20 protein-coding genes and 3 pseudogenes are annotated in these 22,026 nt (G+C 41.2%); 17 read left to right on the forward strand and 6 right to left on the reverse strand.

What is annotated here, in order from left to right:
- Nucleotides 1-240: 240 nt before the first annotated feature.
- The 7 genes and pseudogenes from L693_RS0119935 (at nucleotide 241) to L693_RS0119980 (ending at nucleotide 8,324) form a co-directional block, all read left to right on the forward strand.
- Complete coding sequence (locus tag L693_RS0119935; RefSeq protein WP_025719372.1) at nucleotides 241-1,530, forward strand: arsenical efflux pump membrane protein ArsB; 1,290 nt, start codon at nucleotides 241-243, stop codon at nucleotides 1,528-1,530.
- 25 nt (nucleotides 1,531-1,555) lie between these two features.
- Nucleotides 1,556-1,975 (forward strand): annotated as a pseudogene (gene arsC, locus L693_RS0119940) (arsenate reductase (thioredoxin)).
- Nucleotides 1,976-2,006: 31 nt separating this feature from the next.
- A pseudogene (locus L693_RS29470) lies at nucleotides 2,007-2,442 on the forward strand (protein-tyrosine phosphatase family protein).
- A gap of 1,315 nt (nucleotides 2,443-3,757) precedes the next feature.
- Complete coding sequence (locus tag L693_RS30150) at nucleotides 3,758-4,045, forward strand: hypothetical protein (RefSeq protein ID WP_155983886.1); 288 nt, start codon at nucleotides 3,758-3,760, stop codon at nucleotides 4,043-4,045.
- Between the two features lie 362 nt (nucleotides 4,046-4,407).
- Nucleotides 4,408-5,391, forward strand: a complete 984-nt coding sequence (locus L693_RS0119970) for a LacI family DNA-binding transcriptional regulator (protein ID WP_025719375.1) — start codon at nucleotides 4,408-4,410, stop codon at nucleotides 5,389-5,391.
- Between the two features lie 204 nt (nucleotides 5,392-5,595).
- On the forward strand, nucleotides 5,596-6,831 hold the full coding sequence (locus L693_RS0119975) for an MFS transporter (protein ID WP_025719377.1): 1,236 nt from the start codon (nucleotides 5,596-5,598) through the stop codon (nucleotides 6,829-6,831).
- 11 nt (nucleotides 6,832-6,842) lie between these two features.
- Complete coding sequence (locus L693_RS0119980) at nucleotides 6,843-8,324, forward strand: glycoside hydrolase family 32 protein (RefSeq protein ID WP_025719379.1); 1,482 nt, start codon at nucleotides 6,843-6,845, stop codon at nucleotides 8,322-8,324.
- A 132-nt stretch (nucleotides 8,325-8,456) separates the two neighbouring features.
- Here the strand turns inward: L693_RS0119980 and L693_RS0119985 are convergent, their stop codons facing one another.
- Entirely contained in the window at nucleotides 8,457-8,792 is a 336-nt protein-coding gene (locus tag L693_RS0119985) for a hypothetical protein (protein ID WP_025719381.1), read from the reverse strand.
- 136 nt (nucleotides 8,793-8,928) lie between these two features.
- On the opposite strand from L693_RS0119985, the gene L693_RS0119990 reads away from it, so the two are divergent.
- The 3 genes from L693_RS0119990 (at nucleotide 8,929) to L693_RS0120000 (ending at nucleotide 11,150) form a co-directional block, all read left to right on the forward strand.
- The gene (locus tag L693_RS0119990; RefSeq protein ID WP_025719383.1) at nucleotides 8,929-9,507 is read left to right on the forward strand and encodes a TetR/AcrR family transcriptional regulator; all 579 of its coding nucleotides are present in this window, start codon (nucleotides 8,929-8,931) and stop codon (nucleotides 9,505-9,507) included.
- A 103-nt stretch (nucleotides 9,508-9,610) separates the two neighbouring features.
- Nucleotides 9,611-10,351, forward strand: coding sequence for an SDR family oxidoreductase (locus L693_RS0119995; protein ID WP_025719385.1), 741 nt, complete (start codon nucleotides 9,611-9,613; stop codon nucleotides 10,349-10,351).
- Between the two features lie 97 nt (nucleotides 10,352-10,448).
- Nucleotides 10,449-11,150 carry an SDR family oxidoreductase gene (locus tag L693_RS0120000; protein WP_025719387.1) on the forward strand — a complete coding sequence of 234 codons (702 nt, stop codon included), beginning with the start codon at nucleotides 10,449-10,451 and terminating at the stop codon, nucleotides 11,148-11,150.
- Here the strand turns inward: L693_RS0120000 and L693_RS0120005 are convergent.
- Nucleotides 11,144-11,371, reverse strand: coding sequence for a hypothetical protein (locus L693_RS0120005; protein ID WP_025719389.1), 228 nt, complete (start codon nucleotides 11,369-11,371; stop codon nucleotides 11,144-11,146). The genes L693_RS0120000 and L693_RS0120005 overlap by 7 nt on opposite strands.
- Nucleotides 11,372-11,786: 415 nt before the next feature.
- On the opposite strand from L693_RS0120005, the gene L693_RS0120010 reads away from it, so the two are divergent.
- Nucleotides 11,787-13,325, forward strand: a complete 1,539-nt coding sequence (locus L693_RS0120010; RefSeq protein ID WP_049825228.1) for an FAD-dependent oxidoreductase — start codon at nucleotides 11,787-11,789, stop codon at nucleotides 13,323-13,325.
- Nucleotides 13,326-13,353: 28 nt separating this feature from the next.
- Here L693_RS0120010 and L693_RS0120015 read toward each other — a convergent pair whose 3' ends face one another.
- Nucleotides 13,354-14,541: a macrolide family glycosyltransferase gene (locus tag L693_RS0120015; RefSeq protein ID WP_025719394.1), complete on the reverse strand. Its 1,188-nt coding sequence runs from the start codon at nucleotides 14,539-14,541 to the stop codon at nucleotides 13,354-13,356.
- A gap of 234 nt (nucleotides 14,542-14,775) precedes the next feature.
- Here L693_RS0120015 and L693_RS0120020 point away from each other — a divergent pair, with 234 nt between their 5' ends.
- From L693_RS0120020 to L693_RS0120040, 5 genes and pseudogenes are all read left to right on the forward strand, one after another.
- Entirely contained in the window at nucleotides 14,776-14,970 is a 195-nt protein-coding gene (locus L693_RS0120020) for an H-type small acid-soluble spore protein (RefSeq protein ID WP_025719396.1), read from the forward strand.
- Nucleotides 14,971-14,989: 19 nt separating this feature from the next.
- On the forward strand, nucleotides 14,990-15,160 hold the full coding sequence (locus tag L693_RS30745; RefSeq protein WP_007432293.1) for a hypothetical protein: 171 nt from the start codon (nucleotides 14,990-14,992) through the stop codon (nucleotides 15,158-15,160).
- A 176-nt stretch (nucleotides 15,161-15,336) separates the two neighbouring features.
- On the forward strand, nucleotides 15,337-15,765 hold the full coding sequence (locus L693_RS0120030; protein WP_049825229.1) for a MarR family winged helix-turn-helix transcriptional regulator: 429 nt from the start codon (nucleotides 15,337-15,339) through the stop codon (nucleotides 15,763-15,765).
- Nucleotides 15,752-16,789, forward strand: a complete 1,038-nt coding sequence (locus tag L693_RS0120035) for a threonine aldolase family protein (protein WP_025719400.1) — start codon at nucleotides 15,752-15,754, stop codon at nucleotides 16,787-16,789. The genes L693_RS0120030 and L693_RS0120035 overlap by 14 nt, the downstream gene beginning before the upstream one ends.
- A 181-nt stretch (nucleotides 16,790-16,970) precedes the next feature.
- Nucleotides 16,971-17,279: pseudogene (locus L693_RS0120040) on the forward strand (pectinesterase family protein); the annotation flags it as partial.
- A 55-nt stretch (nucleotides 17,280-17,334) separates the two neighbouring features.
- Here L693_RS0120040 and L693_RS0120045 read toward each other — a convergent pair.
- The 3 genes from L693_RS0120045 to L693_RS0120055 all read right to left on the reverse strand — a co-directional run bounded on the left by L693_RS0120045 (nucleotide 17,335) and on the right by L693_RS0120055 (nucleotide 20,167).
- Entirely contained in the window at nucleotides 17,335-18,561 is a 1,227-nt protein-coding gene (locus tag L693_RS0120045; protein WP_025719404.1) for a sugar efflux transporter, read from the reverse strand.
- 216 nt (nucleotides 18,562-18,777) lie between these two features.
- Complete coding sequence (locus tag L693_RS0120050; protein WP_025719406.1) at nucleotides 18,778-19,551, reverse strand: alpha/beta fold hydrolase; 774 nt, start codon at nucleotides 19,549-19,551, stop codon at nucleotides 18,778-18,780.
- Nucleotides 19,532-20,167, reverse strand: coding sequence for a class I SAM-dependent methyltransferase (locus L693_RS0120055; protein ID WP_331281096.1), 636 nt, complete (start codon nucleotides 20,165-20,167; stop codon nucleotides 19,532-19,534). Before L693_RS0120055 ends, L693_RS0120050 begins: the two co-directional genes overlap by 20 nt.
- Nucleotides 20,168-20,364: 197 nt before the next feature.
- Between L693_RS0120055 and L693_RS0120060 the strand changes: the two genes are divergently transcribed.
- On the forward strand, nucleotides 20,365-21,954 hold the full coding sequence (locus L693_RS0120060; RefSeq protein WP_025719410.1) for an alkaline phosphatase family protein: 1,590 nt from the start codon (nucleotides 20,365-20,367) through the stop codon (nucleotides 21,952-21,954).
- Nucleotides 21,955-22,026 lie beyond the last annotated feature (72 nt).

Below are 22,026 nucleotides of genomic sequence, written 5' to 3' on the forward strand. Positions count from 1 at the left end.
GCGTTAGCGGCATGGGCGTCTAATACTTTATTTTCTTTTGACAGAGGGACCCATAGCAACTTGTGGACCGGATTCCTCAGGCTGCTCTTCCTAAAGGCTGTTCAGTTTATCTCCTTGTGGGGATAAATGTTGTCTTCAATATAAGTATATGATTATAAGATTAAGGATTACAAAGAGGAGGAATCAGCAAAACGAGAAGATGAGGACTATGGATATCACGGGTAATGGAGGTTTTAAACATTGGTTTGGTTGGCATGCATTATATTTCTAGCCACTTTAGTGTTGGTGATCTGGCAGCCTAAAAATTTGTCTATTGGCTGGTCCGCCTGCGGAGGAGCTGTACTTGCTCTACTGGTAGGTGTCGTCGATTTGCATGATGTTTGGGAAGTGACTCAGATTGTCTGGGATGCAACCCTAGCTTTTGTGGCCATCATCCTGATTTCGTTGGTGCTTGATAAAATTGGATTTTTCGAATGGGCGGCGCTTCACATGGCACGAGCTGCACAGGGAAGCGGAACTCGGATGTTCGTGTATGTGACCATTCTTGGAGCTGTTGTCGCTGCTTTTTTTGCGAATGACGGTGCGGCCTTAATTCTGACACCCATTGTTCTAGCGATGGTTCGAGCACTTAAATTGGATGAGAAAATGGTTTTTCCGTTCATCATAGCGAGTGGTTTTATTGCGGATACGACGTCGCTTCCGCTTGTGGTCAGCAATCTGGTGAACATTGTATCAGCCGATTTTTTTGGCATCACGTTTATGGAATATGCGGGTCGTATGGTTGTACCTAATTTATTTTCCTTATTGGCTAGTATTGTAGTACTGTATTTCTTTTTCCGCAAAAGGATTCCAAAAACGTTTGATGACGCACAATTAATGGCACCTACAGAAGCGATTAAAGATCCAAAAATGTTCCGTATGTCCTGGATTGTTCTTGTGGTGCTGTTGGTTGGCTACTTTGCATGCGAATTTTTTAGTATTCCTGTCTCAGTCGTAGCCAGTACCATAGCCATCTTTTTCCTGCTGTTGGCGAGAAAAAGTCCTGCGATATCGTTAAAAGAAGTCATCAAGGGTGCTCCATGGGCTATCGTATTTTTCTCTATCGGCATGTATGTAGTGGTGTATGGTCTGCGTAATGCCGGTTTGACGGATCTGCTGGCTCATGTGATTCAAGCGGCTGCCGATCAAGGTATGTTTGTAGGCACCATGGGCATGGGTTTTATCGCGGCGACTATCTCATCGTTGATGAATAACCTGCCTACGGTCATGATTGATGCGCTTGCCATTAATGCCACCCATACGACTGGAATGGTCAAAGAAGCGCTGATTTACGCTAATGTAATTGGATCGGATTTGGGTCCGAAAATAACCCCGATTGGTTCATTGGCCACATTGCTATGGCTACATGTGCTTAGCTCTAAAGGTGTGAAAATATCTTGGGGAACTTATTTTAAAACAGGCATTGTTTTAACGATTCCTACTCTTTTTATTACGCTATTAGGCTTGTATCTGTGGTTAGTCATTTCATAATTGAACATTAAAGGAGACGTTTCCCATGGAGAGAAAGACAATTTACTTTTTGTGTACTGGTAATTCTTGTCGGAGTCAAATGGCAGAAGGATGGGCTAAGAAATATCTAAGAGACAATTGGAACGTATATAGTGCAGGCATTGAGGCGCACGGCCTTAATCCTAAAGCGGTGTAAGCGATGAGTGAAGTAGGTATCGATATTTCTGGTCAAACTTCGGACATTATTTGATCCTGTCTTGCTGAACAGTGCCGATCTGATTGTGACGTTGTGCGGGGACGCGGCTGATAAATGCCCTATCACTCCTCCGCAAGTTCGCCGTGAGCATTGGGGATTTGGTGATCCGGCAAAGCTGAAGGATCGGAAGAAGAGAAATGGGGCGTCTTTCAGCGGGGTTGTGACCAGGTAGGAGAACGCATTAAACAATTTGCAGAAACCGGAAAATAGCAGCTCCTGCTATGAACTCGATAGAGGGAGAATGATTAAGGTGAATTATCACGCGCTTGTTGAGGACAAAGTATATATTGGCGGAGAGAGTGCATTGCTTCAAGTTCTTCGGGAGCAAGAGATCACAGATGTTTTTGATCTGCGTGATAACGGTACTGAGGCAGAAGGATTTCCGGCAAAGGTAACGCGTCATCATTATCCGATTGTGGAACATGAGACTGGGTAGGAGGACTCTGTGCAAGCCGCTATTCAGGAGGTTAAAGAAGCGGTGAACAGCGGGAAGACCGTGTATTTCCATTGCGCCGGCGGACGGAATCGTACAGGAACCGTAGCAACTGGAGTGTTACTTGAGTTGGGTTTAGCTACCACAGTGGAAGAGGCGGAAGCCGGCCAAAGAAAAACGTCCAGATATCAATATCAAGCAAGAAATGCGTGATGTGTTGAAAGGTTTTTATCCTTCCAAATAATTAAATCGATATAACATGGGGCTACTTCCTTCGGGAGATAGTCCTTATTTTTTTCAAAAAGTGATAATGAGGTTCCTCCAAAAGAAATATTACTCAGTAGATATTAGATCTTAATAAAAGAGAGGCGGGATTTGTTGTATGTTCACTATGTCTATTTTTTTTCTTTTGGTTACACTGATTCTTAAAAAACAGGAGGAGATTAAGATTAATTATAAAGAATTATACAATTTACATATTCAACTTCTTAATGTCTATGAACAAAAATAGAGAATTCCTTATCAAAGGATGCTCAGATGCTTATTTTGCCAATTCCTATAAGGATTCCATGTTTTCCATTTAATATTGTAGAATAAAAACATACAATATTAGCGAAGATTCATAGAAATCGTTTTACAATGGTTATGGAGCCCCTAAGAGATTATTTCTAGACGGTCATCGGCCGTGTAAAGGTAAAAGCGTCTAGTTTGGTCCAACTTGCCTATGTGCTTGGATTTGGAAGAATCTATTACTCACGAGGTCATTAGCTCACACCTCATGGTCAGGCAAACTTGGCAATGAGTTTTTTTGTTTTAGACTCAGAACAAATAAAGTGAGGTACCCTATGACTCAATCATATGCTAAGCCATCACATATTGAAAATTGGATAAAGCAGGGTAAGGGACAAGGCGTAGGAGAAAATTTTAAACCTTGGTTTACAGCAAGGCAGGTTTCCTCAATGGGGAGAACCCATAACGTAAGCGGAATAAAAACGGGAAGAGAGCATCTGCTTCTATCTGACCTAGAGTGGTATTATTTTTACTTACTTGAAAGTCTGATGTTATTCAAGGGTTTAGAGAACAATATCCCCTTTTACCTGTTGAAGAACGATCAATATTGCATATCAGTTAGGAATAGATCATCCAGTAGAACCTAGAAAAAAAGAACTGAAAGTAATGACAATACAGAAAAAGACATTCCGCTTACTTACGCAATGAACATACGGTACGTGCATAAGGCCCATCATTTAAATCTACACCATATCTCCAGTAAACAAGCTAATGAAGGCAAAGTTACTAATGGAACTACTTCTAATAAAAAAAAACGACAATTTAACGGATATTACTGACTTTGTTGATGGTACATTGGGATTTTCGCCGGGCATAGTTTGGTGATCGTCAGACATTTAATTATCACAAAAAAATGGGCTGTTGACATGAACGTGAAAATTGACCCGAATCGTCCCTTAGAACTGCTAAGCATAAATGAAAAGTCCCTTGGCAATCAGGGAGGAATTCGACATGTCTACTGATATCTATGTAAACACGGTTTTAGCCCTATGGGATGGGGAATACCAAGAGAAAGATTTAGTCGAACCTATTTAGAAGATGGTCAGATACAAGTTACATCACTAATCATACCTAAAGTCAATTTGGCAGATGCCCAAATTAGTGAGAAGGATTTAAAAATTCGAGATGAACGATGGGATTATATCCGTCGTTTAGTTCAAAAAGAGAACATCCCCCATATCTTCAATAAAAAAATGAGAGGCAAACTCATGACGGAACTCCATCAGCCAAATCCAGACAGTTATGTCATTCGGATTTCAGTACAGATTTCATTCTAAAGAGGTATGCGATTTATTGTACAAGTTATATTGTAATGAACAACCGAGTCGAGTGGTGGGAGTTTTGGAATTAGATACTCAGCTTGGTTGTAGCTGGTTCCTTAATTTCTACATTGTCGCTCAATAACACCACCGCATGGGCGAGTCCTCCCTCGAAAAAATCAAGGCTTCAAGAAAGGGATGCTATCGATAATTCTAATGTATCATCCTATACGTTCTTCTGTTGCCAAGGAGATTCTTGAGGGAGACAAATCTGAAGAATTATCCATAAGAATGCTCAAGCATGTTTTTTTCATATTTAACCATGTTAAAATGGAAAAAATAATTAGCGATATGGCATGGAGAGAAGGCAGGGAGAATCAATGAAACCAAAACTTAACGATGTTGCACAATTAGCTGGAGTTTCACCGACTACGGTTTCTCGCGTACTTAATAATCGTGGCTATATCAGTCAAGAAACGAAGGATCAAGTTCATAAAGCGATGCAGGAGCTGAATTATTTTCCAAATGATGTGGCTCGGTCATTATTTAGTAAACGAACAAATCTGATTGGATTAATCATTCCAACTACAAGCAACCCATTTTTCGGAGAGCTGACTTTTCATATAGAGAATATTTGTGCGTCATTAGGCTATAAGCTGTTGCTTTGTAACAGTTTGAATCAGCTGGATAAAGAAGAATCTTATGTAGATATGCTTATGCGAAATCAAGTTGACGGTATTATCGTTGGTACACACAACCGAGGTATCGTAAATTATGAACAGAAGAACATTGCCGTCATTGCGATCGATCGTTTCCTATCCGATTCAATCCCAGTTGTAGGATCGGATAATTATTTGGGTGGAAAACTGGCGTCAGAACTGCTTATTGAAAAGGGATGCAAGCATATCTTACACATAAATGGCCCTGTTGAATTGGAAACACCGGCAAGCTTAAGAAGAAAAGCATATGAAGATGTGATGGAGCAGTATGGTCGAAAGGCAATTACTTATGAAGTACATGATCCCTTCCACCAACAGAATCACGATGAACCGATTAAACGCTTGCTCGATGAACATCCTGAAGTAGATGGATTGTTTGCGAGTAATGACTTGGTGGCTGCGTCTTTTATTGCTAAAGCAAGAAGAAGAGGAAAACGTGTTCCTGAAGATATTCGCGTAATTGGATATGACGGAACAGAAACAACCCGCAATCTTCTCCCTGAATTAACGACAATTCAGCAACCAATACAGGAGATTGCGAGATATTCCATAGAGTTACTTATTAAAGAAATTGAAGGTGGATTCAGTGATGTCCCGCGAGAAACCTATCTACCAGTGAAACTGATTGAAGCTACTACAGCTTAATACAATTTCCATAGTTTTCAGCATTGTGATATATAAGGTGGAGCTATCTCCTTATTAGAGTAATTGAAAATCAAAGAGGAGAGCTCTTTTTCTTTCGAAAATATGTCAATCGTTGACATATGAAAGCGGTTGACATATAATCAATCTGTAAATACGGAAGTGCTTTCATTTACATTAAATGTTCAACTTAGAGGAGCGTTCGATATGAGAAAGTCAAAGAGCATGTACTGGAAACTAAGTGCCTATTTCTTCTTTTTCTTCTTTACTTGGTCAGCAAGTTATTCATTGTTCTCCATCTGGCTAGGGCAAGAAATCAGTCTGAATGGTGCTGAAACAGGTGTTATCTTTACTGTAAACGCTATCTTTGCGCTATGTATGCAACCGCTTTATGGCTATATATCTGATAAAATCGGATTAAAGAAGCATATTTTATTTTTAATCAGTTCTTTACTCTTATTTGTTGGTCCTTTCTATATCTTTATCTATGGGCCGTTACTTCAATACAATGTATTTCTCGGCGCCATTACAGGTGGATTATACTTGGGTATTGCTTTTTTGGCAGGGATCGGAGCCATCGAATCTTATGTCGAGAAAGTCAGCCGAAAATATGACTTTGAATACGGAAAATCTCGTATGTGGGGCTCACTAGGTTGGGCAACAGCAACATTTTTCGCTGGTCAGCTCTTCAATATCAACCCTAACATTAACTTCTGGATTGCATCAGTATCTGCTGTTATTCTGTTTATCATTATGATGACAATTAAAGTTGAAATGACAGATTCCGAGATGGAGCGAGCAGAATCTGTTAACTTTAAGCAAATCGGATATTTGTTTGCAAATAAGCATTTGTGGTTCTTCATTTTATATGTTCTTGGTGTTACCTGTATTTACAATGTGTATGACCAGCAGTTCCCGAATTACTTTTCATCGACGTTCTCAACAGTTGCTTTAGGCAATCAAATTTACGGTTACTTAAATTCCCTACAAGTATTCTTGGAAGCAGGCATGATGTTCTTAGCGCCTTTCATTGTCAACAAAATTGGAGCAAAAAAGGGTTTGATATTGGCAGGATTCTTGATGGCGTTCCGGATCATGGGTTCAGGCTTAGTTATTGGACCTTATGGAATCTCAGCTATGAAATTGATTCACGCATTGGAACTGCCAATCATGCTGATCTCCGTATTTAAGTACTTGGCTGCTAATTTCGATACACGTCTGTCTTCGATCTTGTATCTGGTGGGATACCAGTTTACGAGTCAGGTAGGAGCTTCGATCTTCTCGCCAATCGCCGGTATGTCTTATGACATTAGAGGCTTTGCAAATACGTACGTGATTATGGGTGTTTTCGTATTTGTCTTTACAACAATATCAATCTTTACCTTAAAGAAAGAACCGAAAAAGCTGGGTCCCAAGCCTAACAAGCATATTGAAACAGCATAGGAGGAAGACAGATGAACACATATAACAACAACACGAAGCAAGCTGAGGAAGCATTGAAACAGGCAGAAGCGAAAATGAACAAGCGGTACCGATTAGGTTATCATATTATGGCACCAGCAAACTGGATTAACGACCCAAATGGATTAATTCAATTTAAAGGTGAATATCACGCCTTCTATCAGCATCATCCTTATGATGAGAACTGGGGTCCAATGCATTGGGGTCACGTGAAGAGTAAAGACCTTGTACATTGGGAGCATTGTCCGATTGCATTAGCGCCTGGAGATGCGTGTGACCTTGATGGATGCTTCTCAGGAAGCGCAGTAGATAATAACGGTGAACTGACATTGATCTATACTGGCCATCACTATATTGATCAACCAAACAATATCTTTTTCCAAAATCAAAATGTGGCAGTAAGCACAGATGGCATTCATTTTACAAAACTAAGGAAGAATCCCGTAATCGCTGAACCTCCGACAGATAGCTCCCAGCATTTCCGTGATCCGAAGGTATGGAAGCATGAGGATACATGGTACATGATCCTGGGTAACAGCACGAAAGAAGATCTGCCGCGCGCTATTCTATATACATCTCCTGATCTTAGAACTTGGACCTATCATGGTGTGCTTCTGCAGGGAGATAAGAATATGGGTTTCATGTGGGAGTGCCCTGATTTCTTTGAACTGAACGGTAAGCATATATTTATGTTCTCCCCGCAAGGTATTGATGCACAAGGAGATAAGTACAATAACTTGTTCCAGACGGGATATTATGTTGGCGAATATAATTATAATAGTAATGAATATAAGCATGGAGAGTTCATTGAGTTGGATACTGGTCATGACTTCTATGCGGTTCAAACTTTTCTAGATGATCAAGGTCGCCGCATTGCGCTTGGTTGGATGGATATGTGGGAATCGGATATGCCGACGAAAGCAGACGGCTGGTGTGGAGCAATGACGATCCCACGTTTAATTACGTTGGGTGACAATAATAAAGTACTGATGACTCCAGTTGAAGAAATGAAGTTACTTCGTCAAAGTAAACATGTTTTGTATCAATATGGCACTATTTCTGGAAGTTACTTCAAGGGAGTTGAAGCAGACCTGCTTGAAGTTAAGATAGTGTTCGACCTCACGAAGTCAAGTGCAGACCTGGTAGGCTTGAGGTTTCGTGGAACAGGTCGAGAAGAAACGGTTATCACATATTCTATTCCGGAACAGAAACTTATGCTTAATTGTTCTAAATCAGGCAAGAAGACAGATGGAGTACGTCAAACAGCCTTAAATGCTGAGGGGCAGCTGACATTGCATGTATATCTGGATCGCTCATCCATTGAAATGTTTGCGAATGAAGGGCAAGCTACGATGACAAGTCGCATCTATCCGAGTGAGAAATTGCTAGGCATAGAAATCATAACGGAGGGTGGAGAGGCACTAGTAAATGGGCTGACATATTGGAAATTGAAAGATATATGGCAAGCTGAATAACTCAATGAAAAGATTGCAGTTCATATTATGTATACAGTAAAAGGATATGGAATCTATCTAATTTTGTTATTATTCTACGGAGACTTAGCTGGATGTTAGCTTTCATTATTATTCTTGTTGTTGGCTAGCCCCCTATATTAAAAAATCTCTTTCTGGCGAAGCTGTTGGTTTAAAGTCTATGAGAACGGCGGGTGTTCCTTCTGTCCTCATCTTAAAGTTTCTGAATTTCAAAAACAGCTTGGATAAAACAAAAGAAGTAATTGTAAAAACGGACAGGGCTATTAATAGGTGGACGACTTGTATCTTTTCGTTAAATGCAAAGTTGGCTGCCATAGCTCCCAATATGACAGCCCCCACGAATTCGTGAAAGTTCATATTTGAAAGGGTTTGCTTTTCCAATATTCTTGCAATTAGCATGAGGATAACGAATGCAGAAAAACTTTTTATCAAAATAACGATATCGTCCATGGAAGTAACTCCTTGTTTAATAGAGATCTCCCATGATTCGTATGGAGATGGCAAGCTAAGAACTCAGGTTTAGAAACGATGTTTTTTCTTTACTGAACGTTCCCAATGTGTTACATTAGTTTTGGGAGGTAGTTTTATGGCTAGAAGCAAAGAGTTTGAAGTGAACGAAGTATTGGATAAAGCAATGAAGATATTCTGGGAACAAGGTTACGAGAAGACATCGATGAGTGAGCTGGTTGAGCATATGGGAATCCATCGTAGAAGTTTGTATGACACATTCGGCGATAAACATTCGCTCTTTCTGCAGGCTATGGATCGTTATATCAACAAAGCTGAAGCCGCCTTTACAGGGGAAGTTAAACGTTCTAAGACTGCAACGGAAGCTATTCAGATTATTTTTCGTTTCATGGTTTTCGATGAAGAGGGCTTGCCTTCCGGCTGCCTAATGGTGAATTCGGCGGCGGAACTGGCCGCACGTGATGCCGATGTGGATAGCAAATCTATTGAATCATTCGCAACAACAGAGCAACTGTTTGAGCAGATTATTCTTTGGGGGCAGCGGGATGGAGAATTTTCCACTGATTTGGATGCCAAAGGGTTAGCAGAATCTCTGCATGCTATTTCGGTTGGTATAAGGGTCCTGGCAAGAACCTCGGTAGATAAAGAAAAACTATCTCGTATAGTGAATACATCAATGAAACTTTTGCAAGGCTGATAATTTTTTTGCATTTACTAGAATGATCGTTCTCATATTGTGTGCATGTCCCTTTGCTTAAGTTAATCTCCGAAGATAAGTTATAACAAAGGAGGATTTAAAAATGAAATTGGCAGGAAACACGATTTTTATTACAGGCGGCGGTTCAGGAATTGGACGAGGGTTAGCAGAGGCATTACACAAACTTGGAAACAAGGTTATCATCTCAGGACGGAGTAAAGAGCGTCTGGAGGAGACCATTCAAGCGTTTCCTGGCATGTCTGCAGTGGAGCTGAATATACAGGACCCTGCAAGCGTAAATTCAGTTGCCCAGCAGTTAATTAAAGAATACCCGGATCTTAATGTATTGTTTAACAACGCCGGTATTTATACACCTGAAGATCCGTCGGGGTTGGTTGACGAAGATCTTTTGGTTCAGACAGTCACCACAAACCTGCTTGGTCCGATCCGTATGGCGTCTGCGCTGCAGGGCCATTTAAAGTCGAAAGAAGAAGCTTATATCATCAATACGACTTCGATACTCGGATTCGTGCCAGTGGTACAGGGGGCTATATATTCTGCGACGAAAGCAGCGCTTCACTCCTATACACTGACCCAGCGCTACATTCTGAAAGATACATCGGTGAAAGTACTGGGAATTGCGCCGCCATTGGTTCAAACGCAAATGATCAATTACGATCCGAATGCGATGCCACTTGCAGCATTCATTGAAGAAACGATGAATGTACTTGGTACAGATACGGATGAAGTTCTGGTGGAGTCAGCGAAAATGTATCGTAATAATCCGGGCCCGAACGAAAGCATTCTTGTGAAACAGGGTAACGGTATGTTGTTTGGTCAGTAATTCGCTTTTATGATAAAGCACGCTATTGATGTATGAAATAGAAGCATGTATACCAATTTAAGAACGATAATTCTAAAAACAAGGGAGAAATAAAAAAATGGATATTTCAAAACAAGTTGCTATTGTCAGCGGTTCAAATCGAGGTCTAGGAAAACAATTGGCTCTTGAGCTTTTAGCAAGAGGAGCCAAAGTATACGCTGGAGCGAGAAACCCAGCATCAGTCGATCTGCCGGGTGCTATTCCGCTACAGCTCGATATTACTGATCCGAAATCCGTCATGGCTGCGGCTGAGACTGCTGGGGATGCAACCCTTCTGATCAACAATGCTGGTTCCGCAACGGGCGCTTCCCTCTTCACAGGTGAGTTGGACGATATTCATTTGGAATTCAACACCCATGTTTTCGGTACAATTTCAATGGTTCGAGCTTTTGCACCTGTTATTGAAAAAAATGGTGGAGGTTCGATCCTGAATATCCTATCTGCATTATCTTGGGTCAATATCGGTCACTCAGGGGCATATTCAGCTGCAAAATCTGCTCAATGGGGAGCAACAAATGCATTACGCTTGGAGTTAGCCCCTAAAAACATTAAGGTTGCCGGATTGCACGTAGCGTTCATGGACACGGATATGACAGCTAGTATCGAAGCACCTAAGACTAGTCCAGAGGGAATCGCCAAAATCGCGATTGATGGAATCGAATCTGATCTCTACGAGATTATTGCTGATGATACAAGCCGGAATTTACAACAAGGCCTTGCCGGAGGAGTACCTTCCCTGTACCCCCAATTGTTTCAATAAAATACCACATAATTATTCTTAGGAGGAGTACAATTAATTTGCATTTCTTCGTTTATCCCTGCTTTTGGATACTTGTGAAAAAGTATATAGGCAGTTCTTTGAGGAGGTGGGCTATCAAGATCAGAAGTACAAAGTACAGGTATTTTTGTAATCATAATATCTGCAATACTTCTTGAGACGATTGCCCAGCTTTTTTTATCTCCAAGGAAGTTTGGCAGCATAGAAACAGTCCCTAATGTAATTTTTTTCTTTTTGTATTATTAAAATAATGATTATGCCAAAGATTGAATTCGTGAGACCAACGTAAATAGCAAAAGGAGCGTCCTTGTGATGTAGAAATGAAGCAATCGTAATTCCTTGAAAAACTGGGGAGAGTTTAAAGATTAAATCAGAAGCGGCCAGGGTACTAGAAAATAGCCTAAAAGTTCAAAAATACTTGATTTTATTGGTTTTTATTGAAATAATTGGGAATACATAAATTTGAATGTGCCTCCACATCGTAATCTTCAAAATGTATAGAAAATTCAGAAGCATCACGTTATTCACTGTTGTCCTGACTAAGAGAGTCGCATAGTGAATATAAAAGTACATAATGATAACAATATACATAAAGTGAAATTTTAAGGGAGTTGTAAAATGATGAAAAACGAATCTTATACAATATTTCCACAATTTCCGGAATCGTATTGGTTAGCTTCAACTGACATCCCCGGCTTTCCCAAGCTTAATGGGGATATTCAGGTGGATGTTGCCATTGTAGGTGCGGGAATCACCGGTATAACCACTGCTTATTTACTGTCTAAAAAAGGATTAAAAGTTGCGGTCGTCGACGCAGGACGGATGCTTCATGGGACAACAGGCCACACTACCGCCAAAATTACCGCGCAGCACGACTTGATCTATAGTGAGTTTCTTTCACATTTTGGTAAGGAGAAAGCACGGCTCTATTATGAAGCTAACCGCGATGCTCTTCAATTCATTAAACAAACGGTAGAGAAGTACAATATTGATTGTCAATTTACAGAAGAAGATGCCTACGTTTATACGTGTGCAGATACGTATGTGGACAAAATCGCCGCTGAATATAAGGCCTACGAAGAATTGGGCATCCCGGGGAGTTATGTCGAGCATACACCTCTGCCGTTTTCAACGAAAGCAGCTATCATGATGAAAAACCAGGCCCAGTTCAATCCGGTTCCTTTCTTAAAGCATTTGGCGAATCAAGTCATCCGTCAGGGCGGGAAAATTTACGAGCAAACCACCGTTGTAGGTGTGGAAAAGGGAAGCCCTGCCATCATTAGAACAAACGACGGAAATAAAATTACTTGCAAACATGTGGTATCCTCCTCGCATTTTCCATTCAATGATCCAAGTAGTCTTTATTTTGCGCGATTGCATGCCGAGCGTTCTTATGTACTAGCGGTCAAGACCGACAGAATCTATCCGGGGGGAATGTACATAAGTGCTGAAGCCCCAAAACGTTCGCTTCGCTCGGTACTGGTAAATGGAGAACCAATGGTGATCGTCGGTGGGGAAGGCCACAAAACGGGCCAAGGAATTTGTACCTTCCAGTACTATGAAGCATTAGAAAAGTTTGCAGAGCAAACATTTGGATTAAAGGAAATCGCTTATCGCTGGTCGGCCCAAGACTTGTATACGCTAGACAAGCTCCCCTATATCGGGCAGGAACTATCCGACATCTCTAACATCTTTGTAGCTACGGGTTATAGAAAATGGGGGATGAGCACAAGTGTGGCGGCGGCTTTGTTAAATACGAATCTGATTATCGGTAAGGAAAGCCCGTACCAGGATCTTTTCTCCCCTTCAAGATTTCATGTGGACCCCGACGTTAAAACATTCGTGGCTCAAAATGCAAATGTGGCTAAACACCTGATTGCGGGGAAGTTAGAAATGAGCCACAAAAAAGCCGAAGAACTGCAGCATGACGAAGGAGCGGTCGTCCGGGTGAACGGCAAAAGGGCGGGCGCTTACCGAGACCTACAAGGAGCATTGCACTTAGTGGACACAACTTGTACTCATATGGGCTGCGAAGTCGAGTGGAACGAGGCGGAAAGAACATGGGATTGCCCATGCCATGGCTCTCGCTATTCGTATCAAGGCGAGGTCATCGAAGGACCGGCCCAAAAATCACTTGGCAGGGTTGAACTCGAATAGCACCATAGAGGATAAAAAAGCTCGTGATTTACGCGAGCTCCTTTTGAAGATAAGCATCAATTTTTGCGAGAGCTTCCTCTGTACCTCCGGCTTGCTGGAAGCTTTCTTTTATTTTTTGCACCCCCTCTTTATACGCTGCGTTCGACACCACTTCACGTACGCCATCTCTTAATGATTGTACACTGATATGGTCCTTGGTTATTCGATAGCCAGCTTGAAGTTCCGTTAACCGCTGCGCAACCATCGGCTGATCCTTATCCTGAGGCAGGACGACCAAAGGTACATTAAAGTGAATTCCTTCATTCACGCTGTTCATTCCACCATGAGTAATAAACACATCTGAATGACGTAATACCTCTAATTGAGGAACATAGGGCGAGATGATAAAGTGCTCAGGGGCCGGATTGATTTTCGTAAAGTCAGCTTTCTCGCCTGCTGCAATCACGACGATGCCTTCAAAATCGGAAAAAGCTTCAATACAGGTGTTAAAAAAGTCTTCAATATGATCGAAAATCGTTCCCATCGAAATATACAGAACTTTTTTATCTTGTAATGCATCCAGGGGGAATGAATTTTCCCCTTTGCGCTCTGGGAAGCTGGGGCCAATAAAAAGATTCTCGTCACTAAACAGTTCGCCGTTCGGCTGGAAATATCTGCTGGTATATACAACATTCAGTGCCCCTGAATTATTCATAAATTGAAACATATGCTTGGGAGCAACACTGAATCTTTCCTTCATGTGCTGCAGGGAGGTGGTGGCCTGTTCATCAATCTGGAACGGTACTTCAGCATCAGGACGAAGGGGGTTAACAATCATCTGATTGTTTGAAACAAGAAAGGATGGAGATGAAGCAATGCCGGGGATATTCAAATAATCTCTAACTAATTCGCCTGCTCCGAATCTGTCATAGAATACAAAGTCAAAATCAATGCTTTCCGACAACTTCTGGGTAACTTCCAATATGTCTAGCGAAGTCTGAATTTGAATGTTCAAAAATTCGTTCAATCCGGATGGAGAAGATCCGTTAATAGAAGCATTTCTGACCAAATCGGGATGCAGGTGAACCGTTGCTCCAACTGCTTCTAATCTGTCCTTGTATTTCTCAGTTGTAATGTAATGTACTTGGTCCCCTCGTGCTGCAAAGGCTTGCGTAATCCCGATCGTAGGGTTCACATGCCCTTCTGCTGGAAAATTAACCATTAAAATGTTTAACATTCATCATCACTCCTTTTCGTTTCTTCGAAGATCGCAGTTTTCACTGAATCTCTCTATCTATAATAACAATAATATTTATTTTTTCAAATGATATCCTTTCTGTAAACGTATTTAAGTGCTCCAAATTAATTTGAGATTATATTCTATAGGGCCATGTCGGTAAGAAGTTTGTATAACAGATATTTATCTTGTGCATAGTAAAGACGAACCTAATCAGCTAGGGAGGCCTTTCAAATGAATGTCCAAAGAGCACAAGAAATAGCGTCCTCTCCCATAATGGCGAATGTGCTGTGTGATGGGTTGCCGATTTATATTCAGCATGTGAATGAGCAGAGTGAAACGGCACGTATTTATGCGCTCAACAAGCCGGAAGAGGAACGGGAAGTCCCCTTGTACACGTTAACCGAACGGGATCAGACACTGGAATAAGAAAGGAGCGATATGAAGAATGAAACCAAATCAACAGAAAGTGGTCGAGGCCGACCGTTTGAATTTTCGTGACCAGACTGATGATGTGGTCAGGGAAGTACCAGCCACGACGGATGCCAGCGAAGCCGTTGCTGCGATGACCTCACATATCAATAAATACGATGTACCGGATGAGTTGGAGGAAAAATAGAGAACGATCAAGCACGCACAGGATTTTCTGCTGCGTGCTTTTTATATGATACAAAACTTGAATGATATTGGCGTTTTCGTTGACATAGTCCACAAAAATCCTTAATATAATTGTTGCATAAGTCCACTAAATAGGGGGAGTTATACATCAATATAGATGCTGGGATCATAGCAGATATGAGACGTTTCAATCGTTTTTATACCAATATGCTGGGTGTATTAGACAGACATGTGCTGGATAGCGGATATTCCTTTACCGAGGCACGCGTCATTATAGAGATCGGTATGATCGAGCCATGTATAGCCAATACATTGGTCGACTCTCTTAAAATTGACCGCAGTTATATGAGTAGAATCATAGCTAAACTTTGCAAAGAGGGCTTTCTTGTTAAGGAAAATTCTACGGTAGATAATAGAACAAATCTGATTCGTTTGACGCCTAAAGGGAAAGCGTTCTATCACCAACTGGATGAAAGATCTGACGAACAAGTCATAAAATTAGTTCAAGGTTTATCAGAGGAAGAGATTAAAGAATTACATGCTTCTATGGTGTTCATTCAGAATAAACTAGAGAAATTGGAGAGATTACAAAATGATTCGATTTGAGTGTGACTATACCGAAGGTGCCCATGAGCGTATTTTACAGCGACTATTGGAGACGAATGACGAACAAACTGGCGGCTATGGTGTGGATAAGCACTGTGAAAAAGCTAGGGCTTATATTAAAGCGGCATGTGATTCCGAAAATGCGGACGTACACTTTTTAGTTGGAGGTACACAGACCAATACAACGGTGATCTCTTCTATTTTGCGTCCGTATCAAGGCGCCATTGCCGCAATTTCTGGACATATTGCCGTACATGAGACAGGAGCGATTGAGGCTACTGGACATAAAGTACTTACTCTGCCAAGCGATGATGGGAAAATCCGGGCCGAACAGGTAAAGAAGCTGTATGACGCTCACCGGAATGATGCCACTTTTGAGCATATGGTACAGCCTGGTATGGTTTATATTTCACAGCCTACCGAGAATGGAACGATCTATACTAAATCCGAGCTTAAAGCATTAAGTCAAGTCTGTCGGGAATGCGGCTTACCCTTGTTTATAGACGGTGCTCGCTTAGGGTATGGTTTAGTGGCAATGGACAACGATGCATCTTTAGCAGATATAGCGAAGCTGTGCGATGTATTTTATATCGGCGGGACAAAAATTGGAGCGTTGATGGGAGAAGCGGTAGTTATTATAAATGATGCTTTGAAAAAAGATTTTCGATACATGATCAAGCAAAAAGGAGGGCTGTTGGCGAAGGGAAGAATGTTGGGCATTCAGTTTGAAACTTTATTCGAAGATGGTTTATACTATGAAATTTCCAAGCACGCTATAGATATGGCCATGTTGCTTCAAACTGCATTAACGAAACAAGGAATTCAATTTCTATATCATTCTACAACCAACCAGCAGTTCCCGATTTTACCAGATCGTACATTAAAAGCTTTAAGCGAAAAATATACTTTTTCCTTTTGGGAAAAAGTTGATGCTACACATAGTGCTGTTCGATTTTGTACCAGCTGGGCCACGAAGAAAGAAAATGTTGAAATGCTGATTCAGGATATCCAAGCCTTGCAGTAAAAGATACGTAAGTTGATAGGAAGTAAACCCAGAAGCTCATACTTCAATGCGTAACTGCAGTGAAGTATGAGCTTCTTATGCTGCCAATGCAATGGGTTCAATGCAGCTTGTCTTCAGTTCCATGAAAGAGCAAGCGGATCTAAAAATAGAAAAACAATCTGACATCCTCTGCAATATGCTGAGCTACATCAGTGGCAGTGTAGATTTTATATTTGGCAATGCATCTGCCGTGTTTGATAATTCGATCATACACAGCCTGCGTGCCGGATATGTGACAGCAGCTTCAACAGAAGAGAACAAGCCGGGGGGCTGGAATAATTGGGGCAAGGAATCCAATGAGCAGACTGCAAGATTTGGAGAGTTCGACAGCTTTGGGCCAGGTGCAAGAGGGAGCGAGCGTGTACCTTGGGCCAAACAGCTTACTGCCGACGAAGCAAGCCAGTACACCGTTGAAGCCGTTAATAGCACAACAAAGCAGTGCGCGTGGTAACCCGGACTTTACGTACTCGTCCAAGGTTACCGCTGTTTCTTGGATTGGAGGCACCCTATAGACTGTGATTTCTTTCTTGTAGAGCAGCTGATTTTCCAAACTCTAATTTTTTAGAGACCGCCAGCAAACCGAGGGAACAGAGAATCAAGGCCAGGCATACCCAATAGGAGTTTCGATAACCCATCCATTGAGCGGTTAATCCGCCCAACAAGCTTCCCACCAGTCTGCCGATGGTTGTCGCATTGGAATACAGCGTCGAGGCGTAACCAGGAAGAGAGGGCAATAAATCCTGCATATAGCTGATGCCAATGGCCGAAATCACTGCAACAAAGAAGGCTAGAAGTAGCTGCCCCACTAATAGCTGCCACATCTCCGTAGACATAAGGACGAGAACATAATAGACAACTCCTGTTAATGCCCCTAAAGATACAAGCAAACGATTGGAGTATTTAGCTGCAAGTACGCCCAGCATGAGCATCAAAGGTATTTCTAATAGCGCGCAGACACTGGATATTAGAGCCACATCACTCGTGTCCCCCTTTAAATTGTGAATGATAAACAAGGAGATATTCAAATTATTCATCCAGTGAGACACATAGAGCAAGGTGAGGACTGAGAAGGGGATCAGAATTTCAATGTTTTTATGTAATGTAATGTGATGTATTGAGAGCTGCTCCTTACTTTTGAGCCGAGCAGGGGATTGCTTAATAAAACAAAATAGAAGCATAGCGATAAGTATAAAAATAAGAGTTGTCCCTACAAAAATACCTTTAAAACCGGTATGTGCAATCAGGAAAGACCCAAAAAGCGGCCCCGTGATAAAGCCAAGAGAAAACATAGAGCGAAGTGTCGAATTGGCAAAGGCATGATCAGCTGATTTACTGCGATCTACCGCTTCACGTGCACTGGCAAATAACTGCGGCATTCCAGGTGCACCCATGGCTGTGAAAACAGTCATATATACAAAAAGTACATAAAAATTTTGAATGACAAGATATCCTGCAAAGGCTATCCCATTAAATAACGTACAAATAACCAGGATTTGTTTGCGATCCAATCCAGTATCAGAACGCTTGGCAATCAGAGAGCTTATCCATATACCGCAAATCAAGGTCACAGCCGTAAAAACGCCAAAAGTTCCAACCGATACGCCAAGTGTAGTTGTAAAATATACAGCCAAAAAAGGTGCGCTGATTGATATGGCTATACCCTGTAGTAACATACAGACCATAAATAGCGGGTAGTTAGGGATAACAAAAAGATTTTTAATACGCTTTAGCATTTCATTTTTACACCCCTTCAGATTTAGAAGCAGAATATTAAATATTTATCCTCTGAACTATATATGAGGTTAGCATAATTTGTATATTTACACTGTATCAAATATTATTTTTCCTTTGATGAGCTGGCCATTTTTTGCGAGGTCATATACAGACAAAGATATGGCATTGAGAGTGGGATGCAGATGTGTATATGGAATTTTTCTGTAGATTGCGTCTTAAAGGCTGAAGCGGTCTATGAATTGCTTGATCTGGTCGTTCAAAACTCCGGCGGCCTTCGTAGGAAGGCGGTGATCGACTTTTTTAATGAAAACAAGCTCATTTTTCGGCAATTGCTGATGTAATATTTTAGCATAAGGATGAAAGAGCTTATCATCCTCACCATAAACGAGCAGGACAGGAAGATGGATTTCCCCGAGACGTGAGGTGCAATTGTACTTCAAGCTGTATCGGTAATATTGTTCGACATTGCGGGAATTTCCCTGCTTCGCATCGTTGAATAATTCACGGAACAAAGCAAACTGTTTCGTTTGCGACCAAGCATTAGAAAGCGCAATCGTACCGACTGCGCCGATTTTGGAAAGAGCCATACCCAAAGAAATTTTGTTTCTTAGTCGCCATTCGTTTACTTCCGACATTCCACTGATCACGATGCCTCCCCATGCCCGATCCGGATAGGCCAAGAGAAATTCAAGCACTATCGAGCCTCCGGTAGAATATCCACACAAAAAGACTTTATCAATGCTCATCTGGTCCATCAACTGTTTGATATCCTGGGCGATCAGAGGGTAAGTAACCGTTTGTTTGGAAGGCTGACTCTTGCCGTGTCCTCTGATGTCAAAAGCAATCGTTCGAAAATGAGGCGATAGCCCTTGGATTTGGTATGTAAAATTTAAGCTTGTGAGTACCGGAGGATGAATGAAGAGGATAGCGATTCCTTTTCCGGAATCACTATAGTGCATGGAGTATCCATTAATGTTTGTAGTAGTCATCGTTATGCTCCCCTCCCTTTGATGATTTTGGTTTTACTGAGAACAATAATTCATGGTATAAAAAACATTTTCGGAATCGTTTTATGACCCTGCAATCATAATCGTGATCTCTAAACAATCGAATATATTCTTCTTCATTACGAATATACTCCCCATTGTCGTACCATTTCATAAACCAGTTACATATCGGCTTTTTCTTGCATAGACAGGGCTCCATAACGATAACGGTTCCGTTAGGCTTTAAAATTTTTTGAAATTCTTTCATGTAACTTGATATTCCCTCTGAAGAAATATGGTGTAATACAGCGATAATAAGTATGTAATCGAACGACTCATTATCAAATGGAAATCTCTTATTATTCAATACCTGAAATGCATGGTGGTTATATAATCGCTTTGCATAATCAATTCGTTTGGCATCAGGATCAATCCCAACATAGTACAACGGGTGAAACATCGAGCAATTTGCGCCAGTACCGCAGCCAAAATCCAGTACAGTTTGGCCATCAAAAGTAAAATGGGAATGTACATGATCATGGATATATTTTTTAGTAAACCATTTCGGACGAACAAACCAATGATAAAGTCTGGGTGAGAACGGAATGTTAATGAGAATTCACCATCTTTCTATATTTAGTCGAGTCACATAGATAATTTTGGCCTATTAGATCAAAAAAATTCATGAAATTAATAATTTCATTTTTATGGGATCACTTTTTTTTGCCCAATGATTCAATAGGAATAATTTTTTTAATGTAAGAAAAAATAAATAAATCAAAGGGAACTGTGTTTTTCAAAGAAGGAGGCGCACACATGGGAATAAAGAATAAAATGACCATTGTACTAGTGCTAAGTTTAGGCTTACTGATTGTCGGTTGCAGGGCGGACTCCAGTTATCAGCTCAATCAACAAAGTGTCAAATCCAATATCCCGGTGGATAATAAGGCCAAACCTGTCATAGTTATCATGATTGATTCTTTAATGACCAAGCCTTTGCAAGATGCAATTCAAGAAGGCCGTGCACCCGCAATGCAATATCTCATGAAAAAAGGACAATACTTCCCGCAGGTTGTGAGTTCATTTCCCACGATGTCCGTAACCATTGACAGTACTTTATTAACGGGGACCTATGCAGATCAACATCATGTGCCCGGACTTGTGTGGTACAGCGACCAAAGGAAACGTATGATTTTCTATGGAAATGGCCTCAAAGAAGCCTTTAAGATAGATCAAATGCAAGTATTTTTGGATGCTATCTATCAGTTGAATCAAGTTCATCTGAACAAAAAAACAAAAACCATTCATGAAGAGCTGGCCGACAAAGGAAAAGAATCCGCATCCATCAACGCTATTGTTTTTAGAGGAAGAACGAAACATGACTTAAAAGTGCCTCGCTTTATAGCGAACAGCAACCGTGTACCAGAACAATTGAGAATCACAGGACCTCAATGGTTTTCCTATGCAACTTTGGCACAACTGGACCCGAAGAATAGCTGGAATACGCCCCCGTGGAAAAAGTTCGGGATGAATGATGAGTTTTCTGCAAAAGATACCGCTTTTTTAATCAATCAAAAAAAACTTCCTAGCGTAACCATCGCGTACTTTCCAGAGAATGATAGCTTGGTGCATAAAAAAGGTCCCAATCAGCTGGAGGGAATCGAAAAAGCGGATCAAGCACTGCAAAGTGTGCTTAACGCATATGGTTCGTGGGAGCAGGCTGTAAAAAATGCTGTATGGGTCGTTTTGGGAGACAGTGGGCAAAGTGCAGTTTATGATGACCGACAGGCAGCAACAGTAGAACTAAAGCCGCTGTTGAACCATTACCGCATAGTACAGTTAAACCAATCTGTAAGAAAAGAAGACCAAATTGTCCTTTCCACGAATGAACGAATGGCCTATGTCTATGCGATTCATGAGGACGTTGAGTTATCCGACGTAGTAAAGAATTTACAAAAAGAGGAAAAGCTTGATATCATCGCAATGAAAGACGATAACAATAATATATGTATTACCAAGGGGAAAGAGGGAGCCATCTTTTCTTATCGACCCGGTGGAAACTTCACCGATGAATATGGACAATCATGGACATTATCGGGGGAAGCAAGCCTTGTCGATATGAAGATAAATAACAACCGGATCAAGTATGGAATATATCCTGACGTTTTGGCGAGGCTGTACGGGGCCATGAATTCTCATGAAGGAAAATACGTTGTCGTGACGGTCAAGCCCGGATATGAACTCGTTGGTGAGAGTTCTCCTACCCACATCGGAGGAGGGGCTCATGGTTCGCTGCATGAAAAGGATTCCCTTGTCCCATTAATTATTTCTGGAACAGACACACGTCCCAAATCATTACGAATCGTAGATATAAAAGACTGGATTCTGCAATTAGTGAACGGATAAAAGTTATACTGAAAGAAGTATTTAACGGTAGTCAGGCGTTATAAAGGTATAAGCAACGAGCATGTAGTACAG

It is taken from the genome of Paenibacillus sp. 1-18 (assembly GCF_000520755.1).
Taxonomy (GTDB): Bacteria; Bacillota; Bacilli; order Paenibacillales; family Paenibacillaceae; genus Paenibacillus; species Paenibacillus brasilensis.